The sequence below is a fragment of the Streptomyces sp. NPDC088794 genome (assembly GCF_044750545.1).
In the GTDB taxonomy this organism is placed as follows: domain Bacteria; phylum Actinomycetota; class Actinomycetes; order Streptomycetales; family Streptomycetaceae; genus Streptomyces.
On the sequence record NZ_JBIVKB010000019.1, the window covers coordinates 197205 to 215942 of the forward strand.

14 protein-coding genes are annotated in these 18738 nt (G+C 70.1%); 8 read left to right on the top strand and 6 right to left on the bottom strand.

Translation table 11 applies throughout. From position 1 onward, the window contains the following. The first annotated feature begins 159 nt into the window (after window positions 1-159). Window positions 160-1830 (top strand): PucR family transcriptional regulator, encoded by a 1671-nt coding sequence (locus ACIP6U_RS40930; protein WP_401727836.1) that lies wholly within the window; start codon window positions 160-162, stop codon window positions 1828-1830. Here ACIP6U_RS40930 and ACIP6U_RS40935 read toward each other — a convergent pair. Then, window positions 1802-2470, bottom strand: a complete 669-nt coding sequence (locus ACIP6U_RS40935) for a TetR/AcrR family transcriptional regulator (RefSeq protein WP_401727837.1) — start codon at window positions 2468-2470, stop codon at window positions 1802-1804. The genes ACIP6U_RS40930 and ACIP6U_RS40935 overlap by 29 nt on opposite strands. A 184-nt stretch (window positions 2471-2654) precedes the next feature. Between ACIP6U_RS40935 and ACIP6U_RS40940 the strand changes: the two genes are divergently transcribed. The 3 genes from ACIP6U_RS40940 (at window position 2655) to ACIP6U_RS40950 (ending at window position 6888) form a co-directional block, all read left to right on the top strand. Then, window positions 2655-3698, top strand: a complete 1044-nt coding sequence (locus ACIP6U_RS40940) for an NAD(P)-dependent alcohol dehydrogenase (RefSeq protein WP_401727838.1) — start codon at window positions 2655-2657, stop codon at window positions 3696-3698. Window positions 3699-3771: 73 nt separating this feature from the next. Then, window positions 3772-4620 carry a tetratricopeptide repeat protein gene (locus tag ACIP6U_RS40945; RefSeq protein WP_401727839.1) on the top strand — a complete coding sequence of 283 codons (849 nt, stop codon included), beginning with the start codon at window positions 3772-3774 and terminating at the stop codon, window positions 4618-4620. Between the two features lie 156 nt (window positions 4621-4776). Further along, complete coding sequence (locus ACIP6U_RS40950) at window positions 4777-6888, top strand: LamG-like jellyroll fold domain-containing protein (RefSeq protein ID WP_401727864.1); 2112 nt, start codon at window positions 4777-4779, stop codon at window positions 6886-6888. Window positions 6889-7292: 404 nt separating this feature from the next. Here ACIP6U_RS40950 and ACIP6U_RS40955 read toward each other — a convergent pair whose 3' ends face one another. The 3 genes from ACIP6U_RS40955 to ACIP6U_RS40965 all read right to left on the bottom strand — a co-directional run bounded on the left by ACIP6U_RS40955 (window position 7293) and on the right by ACIP6U_RS40965 (window position 9620). Further along, window positions 7293-7523 (bottom strand): hypothetical protein, encoded by a 231-nt coding sequence (locus ACIP6U_RS40955; protein ID WP_401727840.1) that lies wholly within the window; start codon window positions 7521-7523, stop codon window positions 7293-7295. 130 nt (window positions 7524-7653) lie between these two features. Beyond that, a complete protein-coding gene (locus tag ACIP6U_RS40960) occupies window positions 7654-8298 on the bottom strand; it encodes a response regulator (RefSeq protein ID WP_401727841.1) in 645 nt (214 codons plus the stop codon). Next, a complete protein-coding gene (locus tag ACIP6U_RS40965) occupies window positions 8283-9620 on the bottom strand; it encodes a sensor histidine kinase (protein WP_401727842.1) in 1338 nt (445 codons plus the stop codon). The genes ACIP6U_RS40960 and ACIP6U_RS40965 overlap by 16 nt, the downstream gene beginning before the upstream one ends. A 302-nt stretch (window positions 9621-9922) precedes the next feature. On the opposite strand from ACIP6U_RS40965, the gene ACIP6U_RS40970 reads away from it, so the two are divergent. Together ACIP6U_RS40970 and ACIP6U_RS40975 are read left to right on the top strand one after the other, a co-directional pair. Further along, window positions 9923-11227 (top strand): serine hydrolase domain-containing protein, encoded by a 1305-nt coding sequence (locus ACIP6U_RS40970; RefSeq protein ID WP_401727843.1) that lies wholly within the window; start codon window positions 9923-9925, stop codon window positions 11225-11227. A 138-nt stretch (window positions 11228-11365) separates the two neighbouring features. Then, entirely contained in the window at window positions 11366-13975 is a 2610-nt protein-coding gene (locus ACIP6U_RS40975) for an MMPL family transporter (RefSeq protein ID WP_401727844.1), read from the top strand. A 1075-nt stretch (window positions 13976-15050) separates the two neighbouring features. Here ACIP6U_RS40975 and ACIP6U_RS40980 read toward each other — a convergent pair. Then, the gene (locus tag ACIP6U_RS40980; protein WP_329409581.1) at window positions 15051-15389 is read right to left on the bottom strand and encodes a helix-turn-helix domain-containing protein; all 339 of its coding nucleotides are present in this window, start codon (window positions 15387-15389) and stop codon (window positions 15051-15053) included. Then, on the bottom strand, window positions 15386-15763 hold the full coding sequence (locus tag ACIP6U_RS40985) for a type II toxin-antitoxin system RelE/ParE family toxin (RefSeq protein ID WP_401727845.1): 378 nt from the start codon (window positions 15761-15763) through the stop codon (window positions 15386-15388). Before ACIP6U_RS40985 ends, ACIP6U_RS40980 begins: the two co-directional genes overlap by 4 nt. 269 nt (window positions 15764-16032) lie before the next feature. Between ACIP6U_RS40985 and ACIP6U_RS40990 the strand changes: the two genes are divergently transcribed. Both ACIP6U_RS40990 and ACIP6U_RS40995 read left to right on the top strand, forming a co-directional pair. Next, on the top strand, window positions 16033-17016 hold the full coding sequence (locus ACIP6U_RS40990; protein WP_401727846.1) for a response regulator transcription factor: 984 nt from the start codon (window positions 16033-16035) through the stop codon (window positions 17014-17016). Window positions 17017-17210: 194 nt separating this feature from the next. Next, on the top strand, window positions 17211-18617 hold the full coding sequence (locus tag ACIP6U_RS40995) for an APC family permease (protein ID WP_401727847.1): 1407 nt from the start codon (window positions 17211-17213) through the stop codon (window positions 18615-18617). The last annotated feature ends 121 nt before the right edge of the window (window positions 18618-18738 follow it).

Genomic DNA, 18738 nt, shown 5'->3' on the forward strand with positions numbered 1-18738 from the left:
CGGGCCGCGGAAGGGCGGTGGGGCGGTGCCCTGCGAGTGGCATGACGCTATCGGCGTACGCGCTGACGTCGTAGTGTCGGTTCTGTCCAATATGGAGTCGCCCATTGGATGATTCCGGCACCCCTGCGTACGGCCGCCGGACCGGGAGGATGTCCCCTCATGACCGAGTCCGAGCAGCCGTCCGTACCCCTGAGCGTGCTGCTCGCCGACCCCGCGCTGGCCCTGCGCCAGGTCGCGGGCCCGGTCGGCGACCACCGGGTCAGCACGGTCGGCACCACGGAGATCGAGGACCCGACCCCGTACCTGGTGGGCGGCGAACTGCTCCTCACCGCGGGCGTACGGCTGCCGCTCGATGCGGAGGGCGTCGACACGTACGTCCGGCAGGTCGTCGCCGCCGGGGTCAGCGCGCTCGGCTTCGGCGTCGCCCCGGTGCACGAAGAGGTACCCCCTGAACTGGTCGCCGCCTGCGACCGCCACGGGCTCCCGCTCCTACGACTGCCGCCGGCCACCCCGTTCGTGGCGGTCGGGCAGGCCGCGTACGCGGCGATCGCCGAGGTCCGCAACCGCGAACTGCGCGAGATCTCCCGTGCCCAGTCGGCGCTGGCCACGGCCGCCGCCCGGCCGGACGCGCTCCAGGCCGTACTGGCCCAGCTCAGCGCGTACACCGGCGCCTGGGCGGTCCTCTACGACGCCCAGGGCAACGAGCTCTTCCACGCCGGCCCGCGCCCCGACTCCCCCACCCCGGACCGCGTACGCGACCTCGTACTGCGCACCACCGCGCGAACCCGCGCAGGCGCCATCGCCCGAACCCGCACCCGCACCCGCACCCGCACCGGCACCGGCACCGGCACCGGCACCATCCCCGCCACCCGATCCGGCCCCGCCGCCCGGTCCGCGCCGTCCGCGGCGGCCGACCACCAGGGCGGCATCCACCTGACCGTCCACACCCTGCCCGCGGCCGACGGCGCCACCACGACGCTCGCCCTCGGCCAGGCCGCCACCACGCCCCCGACCCTGGTCCACCGCCAGATCACCAGCACGGCGACCGTCCTGCTGGCCCTGCTCACCAGCCCCCGGCACGCCCTCGGCACCGACACCCACAGCGCCGGCGCCCTCGTACGTCTGATGCTCGGGGCCACCCCGGCCGACGTGGCCCCCGCCCTCTCCCCCGCCGACACGAAGAGAACCGAACAGCACTGGATCGTGGTCCATGGCCGGCACACCCCGGCACGCTCCGCACCGGCACCTCACCCGGGCGACGACCCGGCCCAACTCGCCACCCTGGGCACCGCCTTGGGCACCCCGTACCTGTACGTCGACGGCTCCGAGCTGAAGGCCCTGATCCCCGGGACACCGGACGCCCGCCCCGAAGTCCCCGCGCAGGCCGCCGACTTGGGCTGGACGCTCGGTTTCGGTGCCCCCGCGGCGGCCGCGGACCTGCCGCACGCCGACCGGCAGGCAGCCCGTGCCCTCCAGCGCGCGATCGCCGCCCGGGTACCGGCCGTCGTCCACGTCGAGGACCCGCTCACCGTGCACGGGCTCGTCCCGCCCGCCGCCGCCCGGGACTTGGCCCGTACCCGCTTCGCCCCGCTCGACGAGGCCGGCCCGCCGGGCGCCCCGGTCCTCCTGGCCACCCTGCGCACCTGGCTGACCCTGCACGGCAGTTGGGACCGTACCGCCGCGGCCCTGCACGTCCACCGCAACACCGTGCGCCACCGCCTGTCCCGGGTCGCCGAGGTCCTGGACGTCGACCTTCAGGACCCCGGCGTACGGATGGAGCTGTGGTTCGCCCTGGAGTGGGTCAACTCGCCGTCCGCTGAAGCCCGTTGAGGATCAGCTCGAGCCCGAACGCGAACTCGTCGCCGTAGTCGTACCCGGGTCGCATGACGTGATCGGTCGCGATCTCGGTCAGGTACGGGTACTCGCCCTCGCCGAATCCGCCCATGATGGACTCCGCCAACTCTGCGGTCTCGTCCGGGGATTCGAAGGGCAGCGCCTTCTCCTGGAGGGCGAACCCGTAGATGTAGCTGTCGATGACCGACACGGCGTGGGCGGTCATGGGGAGGGATAGCCCGCCCTGGCGCAGACACCCGAGCACGGCGTCGTGGTGCCGCAGGGTGGCGGGTCCGGGCCGAGACCGTGACTCCATCAGCCCGATCGCCCAGCGGTGCCCGGACAGCACGCGGCGCATGGAGGCCGCGCGCTGCCGCATCGCCTGCCGCCAGTCCTCGCCCGGCGCGGGCAGTTCGACCTCGCCGAAGACCAGGTCGACCATGCCGTCGAGCAGGTCCTCCTTGCCGGCCACGTGGTTGTAGAGGGACATCGCCTCGACCCCGACGGCCTCACCGAGCTTGCGCATGCTGAGCGTCTCCAGGCCGCCGGCGTCGGCGAGTTCGACGGCGGCCCGCAGCACCCGCTGCCGGGAGAGCGGTTCACGGGCCGACTGTGGGGCGGCGGTACGTCGGGGCATGGCGGCCGTTCTCTCCCTCTCGCGGTCTCCGAGTCCTCTCGGTCTCCGAGTCCTCTCGGTCCCGGAGCTCTCGCGGTCTCCGAGCGTTGACGACCTTACGCCGTAAGTGCTGTACTTACGGCGTAAGTAGATGCTTACACCGTAAGTGGCCGCACCTGCGGAACCGGAACCGGGAGCAGCGACGATGCCGAACACGAGCGAGCCGATCACCACCACCGAGGGGAACGGCGGGACCGGCGGGACGATGACGGCCGTCGTACAGGAGCGGTACGGCACCGAGCCCGAAGCCGTGCTGCGCACCGCGCGACTCGCCCGCCCCGCGATCGGACCGGACGAGGTGCTGGTCCGGGTGCGCGCCTCCAGCGTGGACCGGGGAACCTGGCACCTGATGGCGGGCCTGCCGTACCCGGTCCGGGCGGTGAGCGGCCCGCGCAGGCCGAAGCTCCCCAACCCCGGCCGCTGCGTCGCCGGTGTCGTCGAGAGGGTCGGCTCCGCCGTGACCGGCTTCGCGCCCGGCGACGAGGTGTACGGCACGGCGGCCGCCGCGTTCGCCGACTACGCCGCCGCCCGTCCCGACCGGATCGCGCCCATGCCGGCCGGGCTCACCTTCGAGGAGGCGGCGACGGTCCCCGTCAGCGCGCTCACCGCACTCCAGGCGGTCCGCGACCAGGCGAAGGTCCAGGAGTGCCAGCGGGTCCTGATCACGGGAGCGGCCGGCGGCGTGGGCACCTTCGCGGTCCAGCTCGCCCACACCTTCGGCGCCGAGGTCACGGCGGTGGCGAGCACGCCAAAGCTCGCCACCGTACGGGCGTTGGGCGCCGGCCACGTGATCGACTACACCCGCGAGGACTTCCTGGCCGGCCCGCGTCGCTACGACGCGATCGTCGACATCGCGGGCAACCGCACCCTGCGGGACCTCCGCCGCGCCCTCACACCGCGCGGCAGACTGATCATCACCGGCGGCGAGACGGACGGCAGATGGCTCGGCGGCACCGACCGCCAGCTCCGCGCCCAGCTGCTGTCCCCGTTCACCGCCCACCACCTGGGCACCTTCATCGCATCCGAACACGCCGACGGCCTGCGCGACGTGACCACCCTCATCAACACGGGCGGACTCCACCCCGTCGTGGACCACGTCCGCCCCCTCGCCGAGACCGCCACGGCCGTCCGCCACCTCCTCGAAGGCCGCGTGACGGGCAAGTTGGCGCTCACGACGACCGCCGAGTGACGGCGCTCTTTCGCGGTTTCGCACGTTTGTGCCACTCTGTGTCCTTGATCCGTGGGGCGAGGGCGGGGATGTCTTGAGCAGACGCGGTTGGTTCAGCGGTCGGAAGTGGTTCCAGCAGGGGGTCGCCCTCGCGGCGCAGGGAAACCTGGAGGAAGCGCGCGACGCGTACCTCCGTGGGGCGGAGGCGAACTCCGTCAACGCCCAGTACAACCTCGGTCTCCTCTACATCGACCTCGGCGACCGCGACAACGCGATCCTGTGGTTCCGCCGGGCCGCCGCCGCGGGAGACACCGGCGCCATGCACAGCCTCGCGCTGCAACTCGCCGACGGGGACCGGAAGGTGACCGGCGAGACCCTGCACTGGTACTCCGAGGCGTCCGCGCGCGGTCACGCGCCGTCGCAGTACAACCTGGGTCTCCACTACCAGGCGACGGGTGAACTCCCCCTCGCCGAGCGCCACTTCGAACAGGCGGCGAAGAAGGGGCACTTGGACGCGGAGGTGTCCCTGGCCGGCTTGTGGCTCGGCCGGGGCCGCCGGCGGGAGGCCGAGGAGATCCTGCGCCGGGCAGCGGACAAGGACCACCCCGGGGCCCTCGGCTTCATGGCCGACCTGGCCCGGGACGCGGGCGACACCGACCGGGCCGCCGCACTCTACGTGCGCTCCCACACGGCGGGCTTCAGCGGCGCTGCGGTGAACCTGGGGCTGATGTACGAGGGCCAACAGCACATGGCGGAGGCGGAGGACTGGCTCCGCGAAGCGGCCGACGCCGGGAACGTCGGCGGCATGTACGCCTTGGGCCGCCTGCTCGTCGGCCTGGACCGGTCGCCCGAGGCCCTCGACTGGTTCCGCAAGGCCGCCGACCTGGGAGACACGAACGCACGACACGCACTGCGGGTCCTCGGGGCACGCGAAGAGAAGTGACCCTCTCGCACGGCCGGCGCCCCTGCCAGGAAACCCTTTCCGTGCTGTCAGTGCCCTCTGTTAGCTTCAGGCGCTCGTGTGATCCACGAGCATCAAGTACTCACAGGGGAGGGCCACTTGACCAGGTTCACAAAAACAGGCAGACGCAGACGCACGGTGGTGGGGAGCTGTGCGGCGGCGCTGTTGGCCACGGCTGCCGGGACGGCGTACGCGGCGGTCAACCTGCCGCCGAATCAGCCGCTCGTCCAGGACCTCCAGTCGGGAGGCAAGGCATGCGCGACGGGAGACGACACGCCGTACGTTTCGGCGCCGCCCCGGCTCAGCGCGGTGCTGTACGACCCGGAGGAGGACAACCAGCCCTCCGAATCCAGCCCGATCAGCGGCGAGTTCGAGGCCTGGTGGACGGACTCGACCGGTGTGGAACAGCGGCGCACCTACACCACCATCACTCTTTCCTCGGGGGCGCGCCTGTACTGGACGATGCCGAACGACATCCCGGCGAACACCGTCGTCTCCTGGCACGTCCGCGCCAACGACGGCAAGGCGACCTCCCCGTGGAGCGACGAGGGCGACGGCTCGGTCTGCTCGTTCGTGTACGACGACGTGAGCCCGGAGAAGGCGACGATCACCTCTCCCGAATACCCCAACCCGGAGGACGTGTTCTGGGTGGACGGAGTGGGCGTCTACGGCCACTTCACCATGGACTCGCCGTCCGACGACGTGGTGTCGTACACGTACGGCTTCTTGGGCGGCCCTTACGGCACCGTCTCCGCGGCGCGGCCGGGCGCGCCCGTGACCATTCCGTACCTGCCGCTCTCCGCGGGACCCAAGTCGCTGACGGTGCGCGCGATCGACCGGTCGGGCCGAAGCAGCGGGGAGTCGCACTACGACTTCAACGTGCAGGCCGGCCGCGCTCCCGTCGCCCGCTGGAAGCTGGACGACCCTGCGGACTCCGGCTCGGCCGCAGCCGAGACCGGCACCCCCGCCCGTGCCGGGACTGGCGTGACCTTCGGCGGCCCGGTGCCCACAGGCACCACGGCCACCGCCACGGTCGCCCTCGACGGCAGCGGCAACGGCTTCCTCACCCCGGACGCCCCGGCGACCGACCTCCGTAAGACCTTCGCGGTGAGCGCGTGGGTACGGCCCGCCGCGACCGACCGGGACATGACCGTCGTCAGCCAGGATGCCGACGAGGCACCCGGCTTCGACCTCGGGCTGCGCAGCCAGGACTCCGGGCCCGCCTGGTCGTTCACGGTCGGCGGCGCGCGGGTGTCCGGCGGCGCCCCCGAGACCGGCGAGTGGGCCCATCTGCTGGGGCTGTACGACGCAGAGACCGGAAAGGCGCGGCTGTACGTCAACGGCCACGAGGCCGGGACCGCGGCCGACGCGACTCCCGCCGAGGCGGCCGGCGCCTTCCAGATCGGGCGCGCCCTCGGTGCTGCGGGCTACGAGGACCAGTGGCACGGAGACATCGGTGACGTACAGGTTCACGACCGGGTCGTGGTGCCGGACGAGGCAGCCGAACTGGCGTACCGCAAGCCGAAGTTGCTCGGCCACTGGTCGCTGGAGAACGCGACGGACGGGGTGAGCCCCGAGCAGTCGGACGGCGCGCCGCTGCGGCTCGGCGCGGGGGCTTCGATCTACCGGGGCTCCGACAGTTCCTGTATCCCGGACATCGACCCGGACTGCACCTACGTGCCGCCGCCGCTCGTCGGTGACGGGCATCTGCTGCTGGACGGCGAGAGCGGGTACGCCGCTGCCGACGGGCCCGTCGTGGACACCGGGGACAGTTTCACTCTCGGTGTCGTCGTACGCCTCGCGGACTCCGAGCCCGCCCACCCGATGACCGTGCTCTCGCAGGCGGGCGAGCACACCGACGCCTTCAAGGTGCGCTACGAGCCGTCCACGTACACCTGGCAGCTGGTGGTGCCGGAGAAGGACGAGGCCGGAGCCCCCGAGAAGGTGGTGTCCCAGATCGTGGGCGCGGACGGAGGCGAGGGCCAGGGCCATCGCCTCGCCGTGGTCTACGACGACGCCACCGACACGATCAAGCTCTACCTCGACGGCTACACCAACGCCCAGGCGACCGCGAGCCTCCCCGACGGCTGGCACAGCACCGGTGCCCTCCAGATCGGCCGGGCCAAGGCCGGTGACGGCTGGGGCGAGTACCTGCATGGCGCCGTGGACGAGGTACAGGCCTACTCCGGCGCGCTGAGGGACCGCGACGTCCAGGGCTTGGGGCACGGCACGGATCCTTGTCTGTGCTGACCCCTGACCCCTGATCTACCCAACGGCCCGCCCGAACCCAGGTTCCGGCGGGCCGTCCTGCCCCAGTAACGTTTCCGCGGGTCAAAAACCTGCACAGGTGGGGCGGGTGGGACTCGAACCCACGGCCGGCGGATTATGAGTCCATTGGGGATCTTGGCGGTCCTTGCCGATCAGTGCCGATTCACGCCGTTCTTGCAGGTCAGACGTGCCGATCAGTGTCATCCCTGTGCAGTGCTTGTTGGTCTGTTCCTGTCCTTGTGGCCCCTCAATGGCCCCTGACGGCCTTTGAGAGAGACGCCTACAACCACAGCAGTCGCGTCCACCCAGTTCCACCGCGCGTACGAACGCGCCCGCAGCGGATTCCTCTTCCAGCACGCAACAGAGTGCGAGCCACAGGACCGGAATCAGACCGCGTTCAGCTTGGCCGCTTCGACGGGGTGCCGCTGCAGCCAGGCGTGTGCGTCGGAGTTCTCCTTGAGCCAGCGGGCACAGACGGCCCACTCGACGTGCTCGCTGCCCACGTCGCTCAAGACGACGTCTGCGATCAGCCGCGTGCGACTCGCCCCGACACCGTGGGCACTGCACATCTTCTTGCCGTTCACGTGAGGAGCGATGGAGACGACGCGGGACATCATGACCCGCTCCTCCTCAGGATAGATGCAGTCGAACCACTCGATGGACTGGTACACGGTTACCGGTCGGGTCGCCAGGCTGCGACGACCGGCCGAGGCTTTCCCGCACTCCGGCGACGGACGGCGGTGCGGTTCAGCCTTCCAGGTAGGCGAGTACTGCAAGGATCCGGCGGTTGTCGTCCTCGGACGGTTCGAGTCCGAGTTTGGTGAAGATGTTGTAGCTGTGCTTGCTGACGGTCTTCTCGCTGACGAACATCCGGCCGGCGATGGCGGCGTTGGAGCGGCCCTGGGCCATCAGCGAGAGCACCTCGTGCTCACGCGGGGTCAGCTCCAGCAGGAGGGGGTCGGCCGAGCGGTGGGTGAGGAGGGCGCCGACCACGTCGGGATCCATGACCGTACTGCCGGCGGCGACCTGCCGGACGTTGGCGACGAACTGGTCGACGGCCATGACCCTGTCCTTCAGCAGATAGCCCACGGCCCCGGCCCGGTCCGACATCAACTCCCTGGCGTACAACTGCTCGACGTACTGCGAGAGCACCACGACGGGCAGGCCGGGGATCTGCCTCCTTACGTCGGCCACGGCGCGCAGGCCCTCGTCGGTGAAGGTCGGGGGCAGCCGCACGTCGACGAGGGCGACGTCGGGCCGGTGGGTCGTCAGCGCCCTGATCAGAGAAGGGCCGTTGTCGACGGCGTCGACGACCTCGAAGCCGTTGGCCTGGAAGATCCTGATCAGGCCCTCGCGGAGCAGGGCGAGGTCTTCGGCTATGACGATGCGCACGGCAGCGACATCCTTATCTCGGTGGGTCCGCCGGGCGGACTGTCGGCGGTCAGGGTGCCGTCGAAGGCCGCCAGGCGGCGCGCGATGCCCCTCAGGCCGGTGCCGCCGTCAAGGCTGGCGCCGCCGCGGCCGTCGTCGGACACCCGCATCGTCAGCAGCCCCGCCGCCGTGCCCGGGTGGGGCGTGAACTCCACAGTGATCCGGACGCGCCGGGCCCGGGCGTGCTTGATGGCGTTCGTCAGGGCCTCGGCGACGGCGAAGTAGGCAGCGGACTCGACCGGCGCGGGCAACCGTCCGGGCAGGCGGGTGACCACTGTCGTCGGTATCGGGTTGGCCAGCGCCAGGGCCTTCAGGGCGCCGTCCAGGCCGCGGTCCGCGAGCACCGGCGGATGGATGCCACGTACCAGGTCCCGCAGTTCGGCCAGGGCGTCGGAGGTCGATGCGCGGGCCTCGGCCAGCAGGTGCTGGACGGACTGCGGATCGTCGGGCAGGAGTTGTTCGGCCAGGCCCAGGCTCATGCCCAGCGACACCAGCCGGGCCTGTGCGCCGTCGTGCAGGTCCCGTTCGATCCGGCGTAGTTCGCCCGCCTGGGTGTCGACGGTCTCGGCCCGTGAGGCGGCCAACTGTGCGATGCGGGCCCGTAGTCGTGCCTGCGCAGTGGGCGCCAGCAGGGAGCGGATCACCAGGGCGTTGAGGTTCGCCAGCCGTACGGCGGTGGTGTACCAGAGCAGGAGGAACACCGGGCCGAGCGGGACCAGCGCGAACGACTCCTGGACGCTGTGCAGAGGGAAGCCGTTGCCCAGCGGCGTGCGGAACACCTGAGGAGGGGTCAGCGCGTACAGCAGCGGATAGTTCAGGTAGAAGACGCCGCAGAGGAAGAGCAGGAACGACAGCCCGTAGGTGAACCACCCGGTGATCGAGTTGGCCACCAACCAGGCGCAGTCCCGCCAGGTCGCCGGGTCACGCACGATCGCCCACAGCCGTACCGGCCAACCGCCGTCGGGTGTCGGCAAGTAGGGCCGGGCCACCGGTACACCGAGTCGGTCGGCGGCCCATTGGCGGTGCAGGTCGGCGAACCAGCGCACCAGGACGGTCGACAGCAGGATCAGCGGGATACCGGCCCCGAGCGCGACGACTGCCATCGAGGTGCTCCAGAGCGTGAGCAGGCCGAAACCCAGGACCGCGCCGAGCAGCAGCACCAGCGACCAGCCCAGCAGGCCCACCCGCAGGGCGAGACCGGCACGCGGGGCGACGCCGGACGCGGGACGTTCCTCCGACTGCCCTGTGCCACGGGGGGATCGGCGCTCGCCGGAGTAGGTCATCGCGCTCCATCATCGTGCATCGATGCCGCGTCGACCGACCGGCCGACGCCAGGCCACCATCACGGGCCGGAAGTTGATGATGACCGGCCGGCCTGACTCACCGCACTGGGGTTATGTCCACCATCGCGGGGGCCCAGCACCCGTGTCCCTCGCCGCCGTGGCCGGGAGGCTGGAGTGGTCGGAAGGCGTGGTGCGGCAGGCCCCACGAACGCGGTCTTCGCCTGACCCGATCCGACCCATGCGCCACGTTCGATCGCCCCCCCTTCCCCATTCCCCATTCCCGACGTCCAGGAGGACACCTCATGCCCCGGAACACGCCCTACCCGCGCCGCGCTCGGCAGGCATACCTGACGCTGGCCCTGGCCACGGCACTGACGGGTTCGCTCACGGCCTGCGAGACGTCCGCCGCGGCACAGGGCACCTCCCACACCCCGACCGGACGGCCGGGCGTGGTGGCAGCCCAGGAGGCCCGGCTGACCACGCTCGCCCAGCAGACCGTGGACGCCGGAGCGCCCGGGGTCATCGTCCGGGTCGACAAGGGCGACGGGCGGCCGACCGAGATCGTCCGGCAGGCCTCCTGGAGCAGGGCCGACCACGTTCTGGCCGCGAACGACGAGTTCCGGATGGGCTCGAACACCAAGACGATGGTGGCCACCGTGGTCCTGCAACTGGTCGCCGAACACCGGATCGAACTGAGCGACCCGGTCGGCGAGTGGCTGCCCGGCCTCATCCCGAACGGAGCCGCGATCACCGTGCGGATGCTGCTGAACCACACCAGCGGCCTGTTCAACTACACGGAGGACCCCGACGTGCTCAAGGCGTTCACCGGCCAGGACACCAGGATCTGGACGCCCCAGGAGGTGCTCGCCGCCGCCGTCCGACACGACCCGCTGTTCGCCCCCGGCACGAAATACTCCTACAGCAACACCGGCTACCTCGCGCTCGGCCTGATCGCCGAGAAGGTGACCGGACACACGCTGGGCGACCTGGTCCAGCAGCGGATCGCCGGTCCGCTCCACCTGAAGAACACCTATCTGGTCACCGGCGCCGACACCGCGAAGAGTCCCGCGTTCGCCCACGGCTACGAACCGGACGCCGCCCGCCTCGCCCCGTTGCTCCCTTCTTACGCGCCCGCCGGGACCGCTTTCGCCGGCCCGGCCCGGTCCGCGGGATACGTCGACACGACGTGGATCAACAACAGCACCGAGTGGGCCGCCGGCGCCATGGTCTCCAGCGCGCGGGACTGGGCCCGCTTCGACATCGCGCTGATGTCCGGCAAGCTCCTGCCGCCCGCCCAGCTGAAGGAGATGCGCACCACCGTCGCCGAGGAGTCCGGGAATCCGAACCGGTACGGGCTCGGTCTGGAGCGGGTGGTCACCCCCTGCGGCACTGTCTGGGGCCATGACGGCCAGGCCCCCGGCTTCTCCAGCTGGAACTACACGGACGCCACCGGACAACGCACCGTCTCGGTCCTCGCCACCACCATCTTCGGCCTGGCCGTGCCGAAGACCGGCTCCGCCGGCAAGGCCCTGCTGAACGCCGCGGTCTGCACCATGCTCGACAAGCCGATCCCCGCCGCGCCCGCGTCCGCGCCGACCGGCTCCTGAACCTCGCCGCACCCGCGTGCCCTGTCGGACAGCCACAGCCGCCCCGTCCGGTGCGTGCCGACCGTCCCATTACACGCGCCTTCCACACACCTCCCGCTCTCCTACAACTCCCCGAACCGCAAAGAAAGTTGTACACCCATGTCCGCACTAGCCAGATGGTGCTTCCGGCACCGCCTCCTCGTCATCGGGATCTGGGCCGCGTTACTGGTCGCGCTCGCCCTGCCGTACGCGACGCTCGGCACCAGCTACTCCGACGCGTTCAGCCTGCCCGGGCTGGAGTCGTCGAAGGCGCAGGCGCGGCTCCAGGCGTCCGAGCCCCAACAGTCCGGGGACAGCGACCAGATCGTGGTGCACGTACGCCGCGACGGGTCGATCCGGGACGCCGCCGTCCGGCAGAAGGTGACCTCGATGCTGGACCGGGTCGCGGCACTGCCCTCGGTCACCTCCGTGACCAGCATGTACGGCCCCACGGGAGCGCCCCGGATCAGCAAAGACGGCAGGACCGCCTACGCGACGGTGACGTTCGACGCGCAGGCCGAGCGGATACCGGCCGCCGATGTCACCCGGGTCATCGACACCGCCCGGGCCGCGCGTGACGCGGATCTGCAGGTGGAACTAGGCGGCCAGGCCATCAGCCTCGCAGCCGAGGACAAAGCGCAGGGCACCGAGGCGATCGGGCTGGTCGCCGCCGGCATCATCCTCTTCGTCGCCTTCGGCTCACTCCTGGGCATGCTCCTGCCCCTGCTGGTCGCGATCGCCGCGCTCGGCGCCGGACTGCTCGCCGTCGGGCTGACCTCGCACGTGATGACCCTGGGCACCGACGCCCCGACGGTCGCGGCCCTCATCGGGCTCGGAGTCGGCATCGACTACGCCCTGTTCATCGTCACCCGCTACCGGACCGGCCTGCGGAACGGCCTGACACCCGAGGAGGCAGCCGTACGTGCGCTGAACACCTCCGGGCGGGCGGTGGTCTTCGCCGGACTCACCGTCGTCACCGCCCTCCTCGGCCTGCTCGTCCTGCGGATCGGCCCCCTCACCGGGATGGGGATCAGTGCGGCGACGGCCGTCCTGGCCACGGTGATCGCGGCGGTGACCCTGCTGCCGGCCCTGCTCGGCCTCTTCGGGGGCCGACTGCTGAACAGGCGTCAGCGGCGAGCCGTGGCCACCCGGAACGCGGGGACCGTTCACCCAGGGACCGTTCACCCTCCCCTGAACACACAGCGGCACGCAACGGCAAGGCCCCGGGGCCGCTGGGCCGAGCGGGTCGAGCGCCACAGGACCCTGTTCACCCTGGCCGCGCTCCTTGTCGTCACCGTCCTCTCGCTGCCCGCGCTGTCGCTGCGCCTGGGGACCTCGGACGCCGGGAACGACCCGAAGGGCACCACCACCAGAGCCGCGTACGACCTGCTCGCCCAAGGCTTCGGCCCCGGCTCCAACGGCCCGCTGGTGCTGGTCGCGCAGCTGAGCGCGCCCAGCGACGCGCCAGCCCTGAACAGGCTGATCTCGGCCGTGCGCAGCACCCCCGGGGTGGCATCGGCAACGGCCGAGCCGGTCACCGCGAAGACAGGACTGTCCGTCATCGACGTGGTGCCGACCAGCGCGCCGCAGGACGAGGCCACGAGCACCCTGATCACCCACCTGCGCAAGGACGTCGTCCCCGCCGCGGAGCGTGGAAGCGGTCTGACGGTCTACGTCGGTGGCACCACAGCCGCCTCCGGTGACCTGGCAGATCTGCTGGCGGACAAGCTGCCGCTGTTCCTCGGGGTGATCGTCGGACTCGGCTGCCTGCTGCTGATGGTCGCCTTCCGCAGCATCCTGGTGCCACTGACCGCCGCCGCGATGAACCTGCTCGCCTCGGCCGCCTCCTTCGGAGTCGTCGTCGCCGTGTTCCAGTGGGGATGGGGCTCCGAACTTTTGGGCCTGGGAAAGGCCGGGCCGGTGGAGGCCGAGCTTCCGGTGATCATGCTGGCGATCCTCTTCGGCCTGTCCATGGACTACCAGGTCTTCCTGGTCAGCCGGATGCACGAGGAGTGGGAGCACACCCGCGACAACCACCACGCCATCCGGATCGGTCAGGCCGAAACCGGCCGGCTGATCAACGCCGCCGCCCTGATCATGATGTGCGTGTTCACAGCCTTCGTCTTCGGCGGTCGGCGGGTCATCGCCGAGTACGGAGTAGGACTGGCCGCGGCCGTCGCGATCGACGCCTTCGTCCTGCGCACCGTGCTGGTCCCATCACTGATGCACCTGCTGGGACGGGCGAACTGGTGGCTGCCTGCCTGGCTGGAGCGGATCCTGCCGCGCGTGTCCATCGAGGGCACCCCCTCCCGCGAACCCGTCCCCGTCGTCCCCGTGCCCGCGGGGGCCGCTCGGGCAGAGCGGACGGCGGACCCTCACCACACGGGCGTGGCGACGACCACCGGCCGACCGGCGGTGGTGTCACCGCCATCCAGGCCCGCGCCGCCGCTACGACAGGACAGCACACCGCGTGCTCCGAAGTCGGTCGCCGTGGCGTACCTCTGGTGGTTCTTCCTCGGCCTGTTCGGCACTCACCACTTCTATCTCGGCAGGACCGGCCGTGGGCTGCTGCACCTGTGCACTCTCGGTATCTGCGGGCTGGGCTGGCTGGCCGACGCGCTCACCCTGCCCCACCAGGTCCGCAGCGCGAATGCCCGCGTCGCCCTGCAGGACGTCGTGCCCCGGGCCGACGCCACGGCAGGCCCGGCCCTGAACGACTCTGTCCACTGACCGACGGCTTCGCCGGTCAGCCCCGACGTCCCCTGTCCGAACGAACCGGAGACGGTCCGCCCATGCCCTACGGATGCGCTCGTGGTCCACCGACAGCACCGACCAGGCCGACACCTCGCACCACACCGGCATCTGTGACTTCGTCCGGAGTCGGCGCCGAATCAACACACCTTTCTCGTTCTCCACCACCCAACCACGCTGCGGCCGATGGCGGCCGCAGGTCACAAGCCGCCGGTGCTCCGCCAGGCTCGCCTGGCGGCAGGACCCTCACGAGCCATCCAACCGGTGTTTTACGGAACGCGACGAACGGCCAACTCGACCGCGCTCCGCTACGGCCAATACAAGTCGGGAACCTCAGTCCGGCCGACAGGCGACTTCCCTGATCGAGCCGGGTGGCCCATGGCTGATCCCAGAGGTGCGCCATCGGCCCGGAGACACCGTCGCCTGGACACGACCGCGCCGCCCCGGCCCCTGTACGGCCCCTGGGTTTTATCATCGGCCTCAAGGCAGCCGCCCGGCCCCCGAGCGGCAGCCTCGATCACCTACTCCGCCGCAGCTCAGACGGGTTGGAGCACCCTCGACCACCACCGGACTCCAAACCCACGAGCAGCGGATTCAGTCCGTTCAGGCAAAGTTGACGCTCCGACACCCAAAAAAGAACGTTTCAGCAGGTCAGAAGCCTGCACAGGTGGGGCGGGTGGGACTCGAACCCACGGCCGACGGATTATGAGTCCTTTGAGGATCTTGGCGGCCCTTGCCGATCATTGCCGACTCACGCCGTTCTTGCAGGTCAGACGTGCTGATCCGTGTCAGTCCTGTGTAGTGCGTGTCGGTCTGTTCCTGTCCTTGTGGCCCCTTAATGACCCCTGGGAGTCGACGAGTTGGACGCTTGCCACAACAGCAGCCGCGTCCGCCCTGCTCAACCGAGGGGCTGGACCCTTCGCGCAGCGGAGTCCCCTACCGACGCGATGACGCTCCATCCCAGGCCACCGGGGTGGAGCACCATCCCTGACGTCACGAGGCGATCCCGCCCACCGGACTGTGCATCGACCTGGGCAGCGGCACGTCGATCGGGTCAGCCGAGTACGTAGCTCTCATCACCGAAGTCAGCGACGATCTTCAGCTTGCCGCCGAGCGCCTTGACGTAGGCAGCGAGGGTGTCGACCTCGCTGCGCTCCAACTGACCCTTCTCGATACGTGAGACGCGGGCCTGGGTGACACCCATGGCTTCGGCAACCTGGACCTGCGTGGTGTGCTGCCGCTTCCGCAACTCGGCGAGGCGGTGCACACGGGAGGCCAGGACCATTGCCTGCGCCCCCTTCTGGATCTGATCCTTTTCGGCATCGGTGAAGGCGAAATCATCGGCCAGGTCTCCCCAGGAGACGGCCTGCGGGTCCTTGAGGTGATCAGTCATCGTGCCCCGTCCTCTCCATCGATTCGCTTGAGATGCTCCGCGTACGCCTGCTCCGCCTGGGGCACCGCGACGCGGTACCAGCCGGACCAGTTGCCCGCCTTGTCACCGCCGACCAGGATCACGGCCTGGCGATCCGGGTCGAATACGAACAGCAACCGCACTTCCGTGGCCCCTGCCGAGCCGGGGCGGAGCTCCTTGAGGTTGGACAACGCCGAGCCCCTGATCGTATCCACCAGAGGTCGGCCCAGCGCGGGACCTTCCTCCTGAAGGGCAGTGACAGCCTGGCTGACCTGAATCAGGGTGTCGCGGTCAGTACGGCGCAGGCCGTGAAGCCACGAAAGAGCCGGCTCGACCACGACGATCTTCCAAGCCACGCACGCACCCCCATCTGCAATTTATTACACTGACAGCATACATCACTGACGTTATATTGAGGGAGCGGTTCTCGCGGAAAGAACCGTCCCGGACAGCGATGAAATGCGCGCCTCGCCGGGCGACAGTCAGCAGCGTCGCCCACCCACAGAGCGGGACCGGCCGACTCCTTTACTCTGACGCTCACCGCGACCGCGGCTCTCATCCTCAGAGCACGAGAAGACGTTGCTATCGTGGGGTGGGGTAGCCCAGCTTCGAGAGGGATCCGCTGATGAAGCCATCCCACACCCGGGTCCTGGTCGAGGCGGCCTATGCAGCCGGAGCCGGCGACCGGCGCGAGGCCGCGACGACGGTGTTGAGGCTGCTTGAGCCGGTGACTCATCACGACGCCGGCGCCCTCATGATCTGGGACCCGAAGGACCATGCGCACCGCGCGCTCGCTGCGGTCACCTACGGCGACGAAACAGTTGCCGCACTGGGTGACCGCTATGCGTCGAGCGCCGAGAACCGGCCGGTCCGGGAGCGGCACCTGCCGATGCGGATCGACGACATGCCGGGCGACTACCGGGTGTCCCCGATGTACCGAGAGGTGCTCAGACCTGCCGGCTTCGAAGACGGCATGACCGCATGCCTCTTCTCGGACAGCGGGGTGTACACGGGCATGCTGCACTTCTCCGCGGCGGCGCGCGGCGCGTTCCGTGATGACGCGGCCGAACTCCTCAAAGCCCTGGCGCCCGCGCTGGCGCGGATGTGCGACGTGGCCCGACGGCAGACCACCGGATGCGTCATACCCTCGGGAGCGAACGCCACCCTGATCGACCACACCGGCCGTGCCTGGGCCGTCGAGTCGTGTGCCCCGGCGCTCGCGCCCACGCAGCCCGACTTCACCGGCTTCCTGCGCCGCTTCATGGCCTCGCCGCAGGTCGCCGCCACCGGGCTGCAGGCGTCGAGCGAAGGATGGCTTACGCTGCAGGTCCTGAAGGTGGCCGATCCGCTGGGACGGCCGGAACCAGCCGTACTGGTGCAGGAGCTTCCGACCGCTGGCCTGCCCCATTCTCTCTCGCCGCGCGAGTACGACATCCTGAACGGGATGGCGGCGGGGTTCTCGAACCAGCAGCTGGCATCGCAGCGAGACGTCTCCCTGCGCACGGTGACCACGCACGTGGAGCGGATCCTGCACAAGATGGGGCAGCCGTCGCGGGCCGGCGCGGTGGCGTCGGCGCTGCGCGACGGGATTCTGCGCCTGGACCGCTGACCACCGCTGTCGGTAGGAATGCGTATTGAGGCGCAAGGTGGCCGAAAGCCATATTCGAGGTGAAGAGAAGCCCGCGCTGAAGGCGGCCCTCACCCGCCGAGCCGGCTGCTGCCGACCCCCGCGTCCTCCCCGCTGTTGCCGCCCACGGCACCGACAGCCGACCGGGGCTCGTTCATCCCTCAGGAGGCCCGGCCATGAACGTTCCAGAAGCTCCGCAAGCAGTGCCCGAAAGACCTGACGGCGCGTGTGACGACAGCGACCGGCTGCACGAGCTCGGTTACGAGCAGGAGCTCGCCCGCACGCTCAGCCTGGCCGACGTCGTCATCTACGGCCTGATCTACATGGTGCCGCTCGCCCCCGTCGCGGTGTTCGGCATCGTCTACAACATGGCCGCCGGCGCCGTCGCCGCGGTGTATGTGGTGGCCGCGATCGCGATGCTGTTCAGTGCCATCAGCTACAAGGAGATGGCGGTCCGGTTCCCGGTCGCCGGCTCGGTCTACAGCTACGTACGGATGGGCAGCAACCGCTTCCTCGGGTTCGTCTCCGGGTGGGCCATCCTGCTCGACTACCTGCTGCTGCCCGCGCTGCTGTGCGTCTTCGCCGCCAGCGCGATGACCGGAGTGGTCTCCTGGGTGCCCGCCTGGATCTGGGTGGTGATCTTCGTCGCCGCGACCGCCCTGATCAACATCATGGGCATCAGTGTCACCGCGACGATGAACAAGATCTTCCTCTACATCCAGCTGGTCGTGCTGGCCGTGTTCCTGGTCTGGGCGGCCGTACTCATCCTCCAGGGCCGGGCGCATCTGTCGCTCAACCCGTTCGTCCCCGCCGACGGCGGCTCCTGGTCCCTGGTCCTCGGTGCGGTCCCCGTCGCCGCCCTGAGCTACATCGGCTTCGACGCCATCTCGACACTGAACGAGGAGGCCGAGGGCGGGGGCAGGACCGTCTCCAAGGCCACCATGATCGTCCTCTACCAGGTGACCGCGCTGTTCGTCGTACAGGTCTTCGTGGCGGGCATGCTGGTCCCGAGCGGGATGGAATTCGCCGACGGGGACCCGGTCAACAACGCCTTCTACAACGTGGTGGGCACGGCCATGGCGGGCTGGTTCAAAACGGTCGTCCTGTTGACCGCTGCACTGATCGCGATCTTCGCCAACACCATCGCTTCCAACGCCACATCCGCCCGCCTGGTCTTCAGCATGGCCCGCGACGGGCAGCTGCCGAAGTTCCTGTCGCGGGTCAGCGACAGGCACCAGGTGCCCCTCAACGCGATGATCTTCATCGCACTCCTGTCGGTGGGAGTCGGCATTCTCGGCGTGGAGCAGGCGGGACTGCTGACCACCCTGGTGACCTTCGGCGCGATCACTGCCTACGTCCTCCTCCACGTCAGCGTCTTCACCCACTTCGTCGTTCGAGGCGGCAGCCGCCGCTTCTTCGTCCACTGGGTCTCCCCGATCCTCGGCGCCGCACTCCTCCTGGTCGCGCTGTGGAACGCGGACTCCAACGCCAAGATCGTCGGCTCGTGCTGGCTCGTCATCGGCCTCGGCGTGGCGGCGTACTTCAAGCTCACCGGCCGTGCGCTCGGTGGCTCCGACGCCTGACCGCACTCGCGCATACCGCCGGGCAGCACAGGCATCGGCCCGAGACACCGTCACATCGAGGCGAATGCCTCAGTCGCGGCCCGGCGCTCGCGAGCTCCTTCAGCACAAGAAAGGCACACTC

Bases quoted from the DNA above. Each gene is read 5' to 3' on its own strand.
- ACIP6U_RS40980 (WP_329409581.1), bottom strand. From the start codon at position 15,389: ATGACTGATCACCTCAAGGACCCGCAGGCCGTCTCCTGGGGAGACCTG.
- ACIP6U_RS40990 (WP_401727846.1), top strand. From the start codon at position 16,033: ATGAAGCCATCCCACACCCGGGTCCTGGTCGAGGCGGCCTATGCAGCC.
- ACIP6U_RS40995 (WP_401727847.1), top strand. From the start codon at position 17,211: ATGAACGTTCCAGAAGCTCCGCAAGCAGTGCCCGAAAGACCTGACGGC.
- ACIP6U_RS40935 (WP_401727837.1), bottom strand. From the start codon at position 2,470: ATGCCCCGACGTACCGCCGCCCCACAGTCGGCCCGTGAACCGCTCTCC.
- ACIP6U_RS40970 (WP_401727843.1), top strand. From the start codon at position 9,923: ATGCCCCGGAACACGCCCTACCCGCGCCGCGCTCGGCAGGCATACCTG.
- ACIP6U_RS40955 (WP_401727840.1), bottom strand. From the start codon at position 7,523: ATGATGTCCCGCGTCGTCTCCATCGCTCCTCACGTGAACGGCAAGAAG.
- ACIP6U_RS40930 (WP_401727836.1), top strand. From the start codon at position 160: ATGACCGAGTCCGAGCAGCCGTCCGTACCCCTGAGCGTGCTGCTCGCC.
- ACIP6U_RS40940 (WP_401727838.1), top strand. From the start codon at position 2,655: ATGCCGAACACGAGCGAGCCGATCACCACCACCGAGGGGAACGGCGGG.
- ACIP6U_RS40965 (WP_401727842.1), bottom strand. From the start codon at position 9,620: ATGACCTACTCCGGCGAGCGCCGATCCCCCCGTGGCACAGGGCAGTCG.
- ACIP6U_RS40975 (WP_401727844.1), top strand. From the start codon at position 11,366: ATGTCCGCACTAGCCAGATGGTGCTTCCGGCACCGCCTCCTCGTCATC.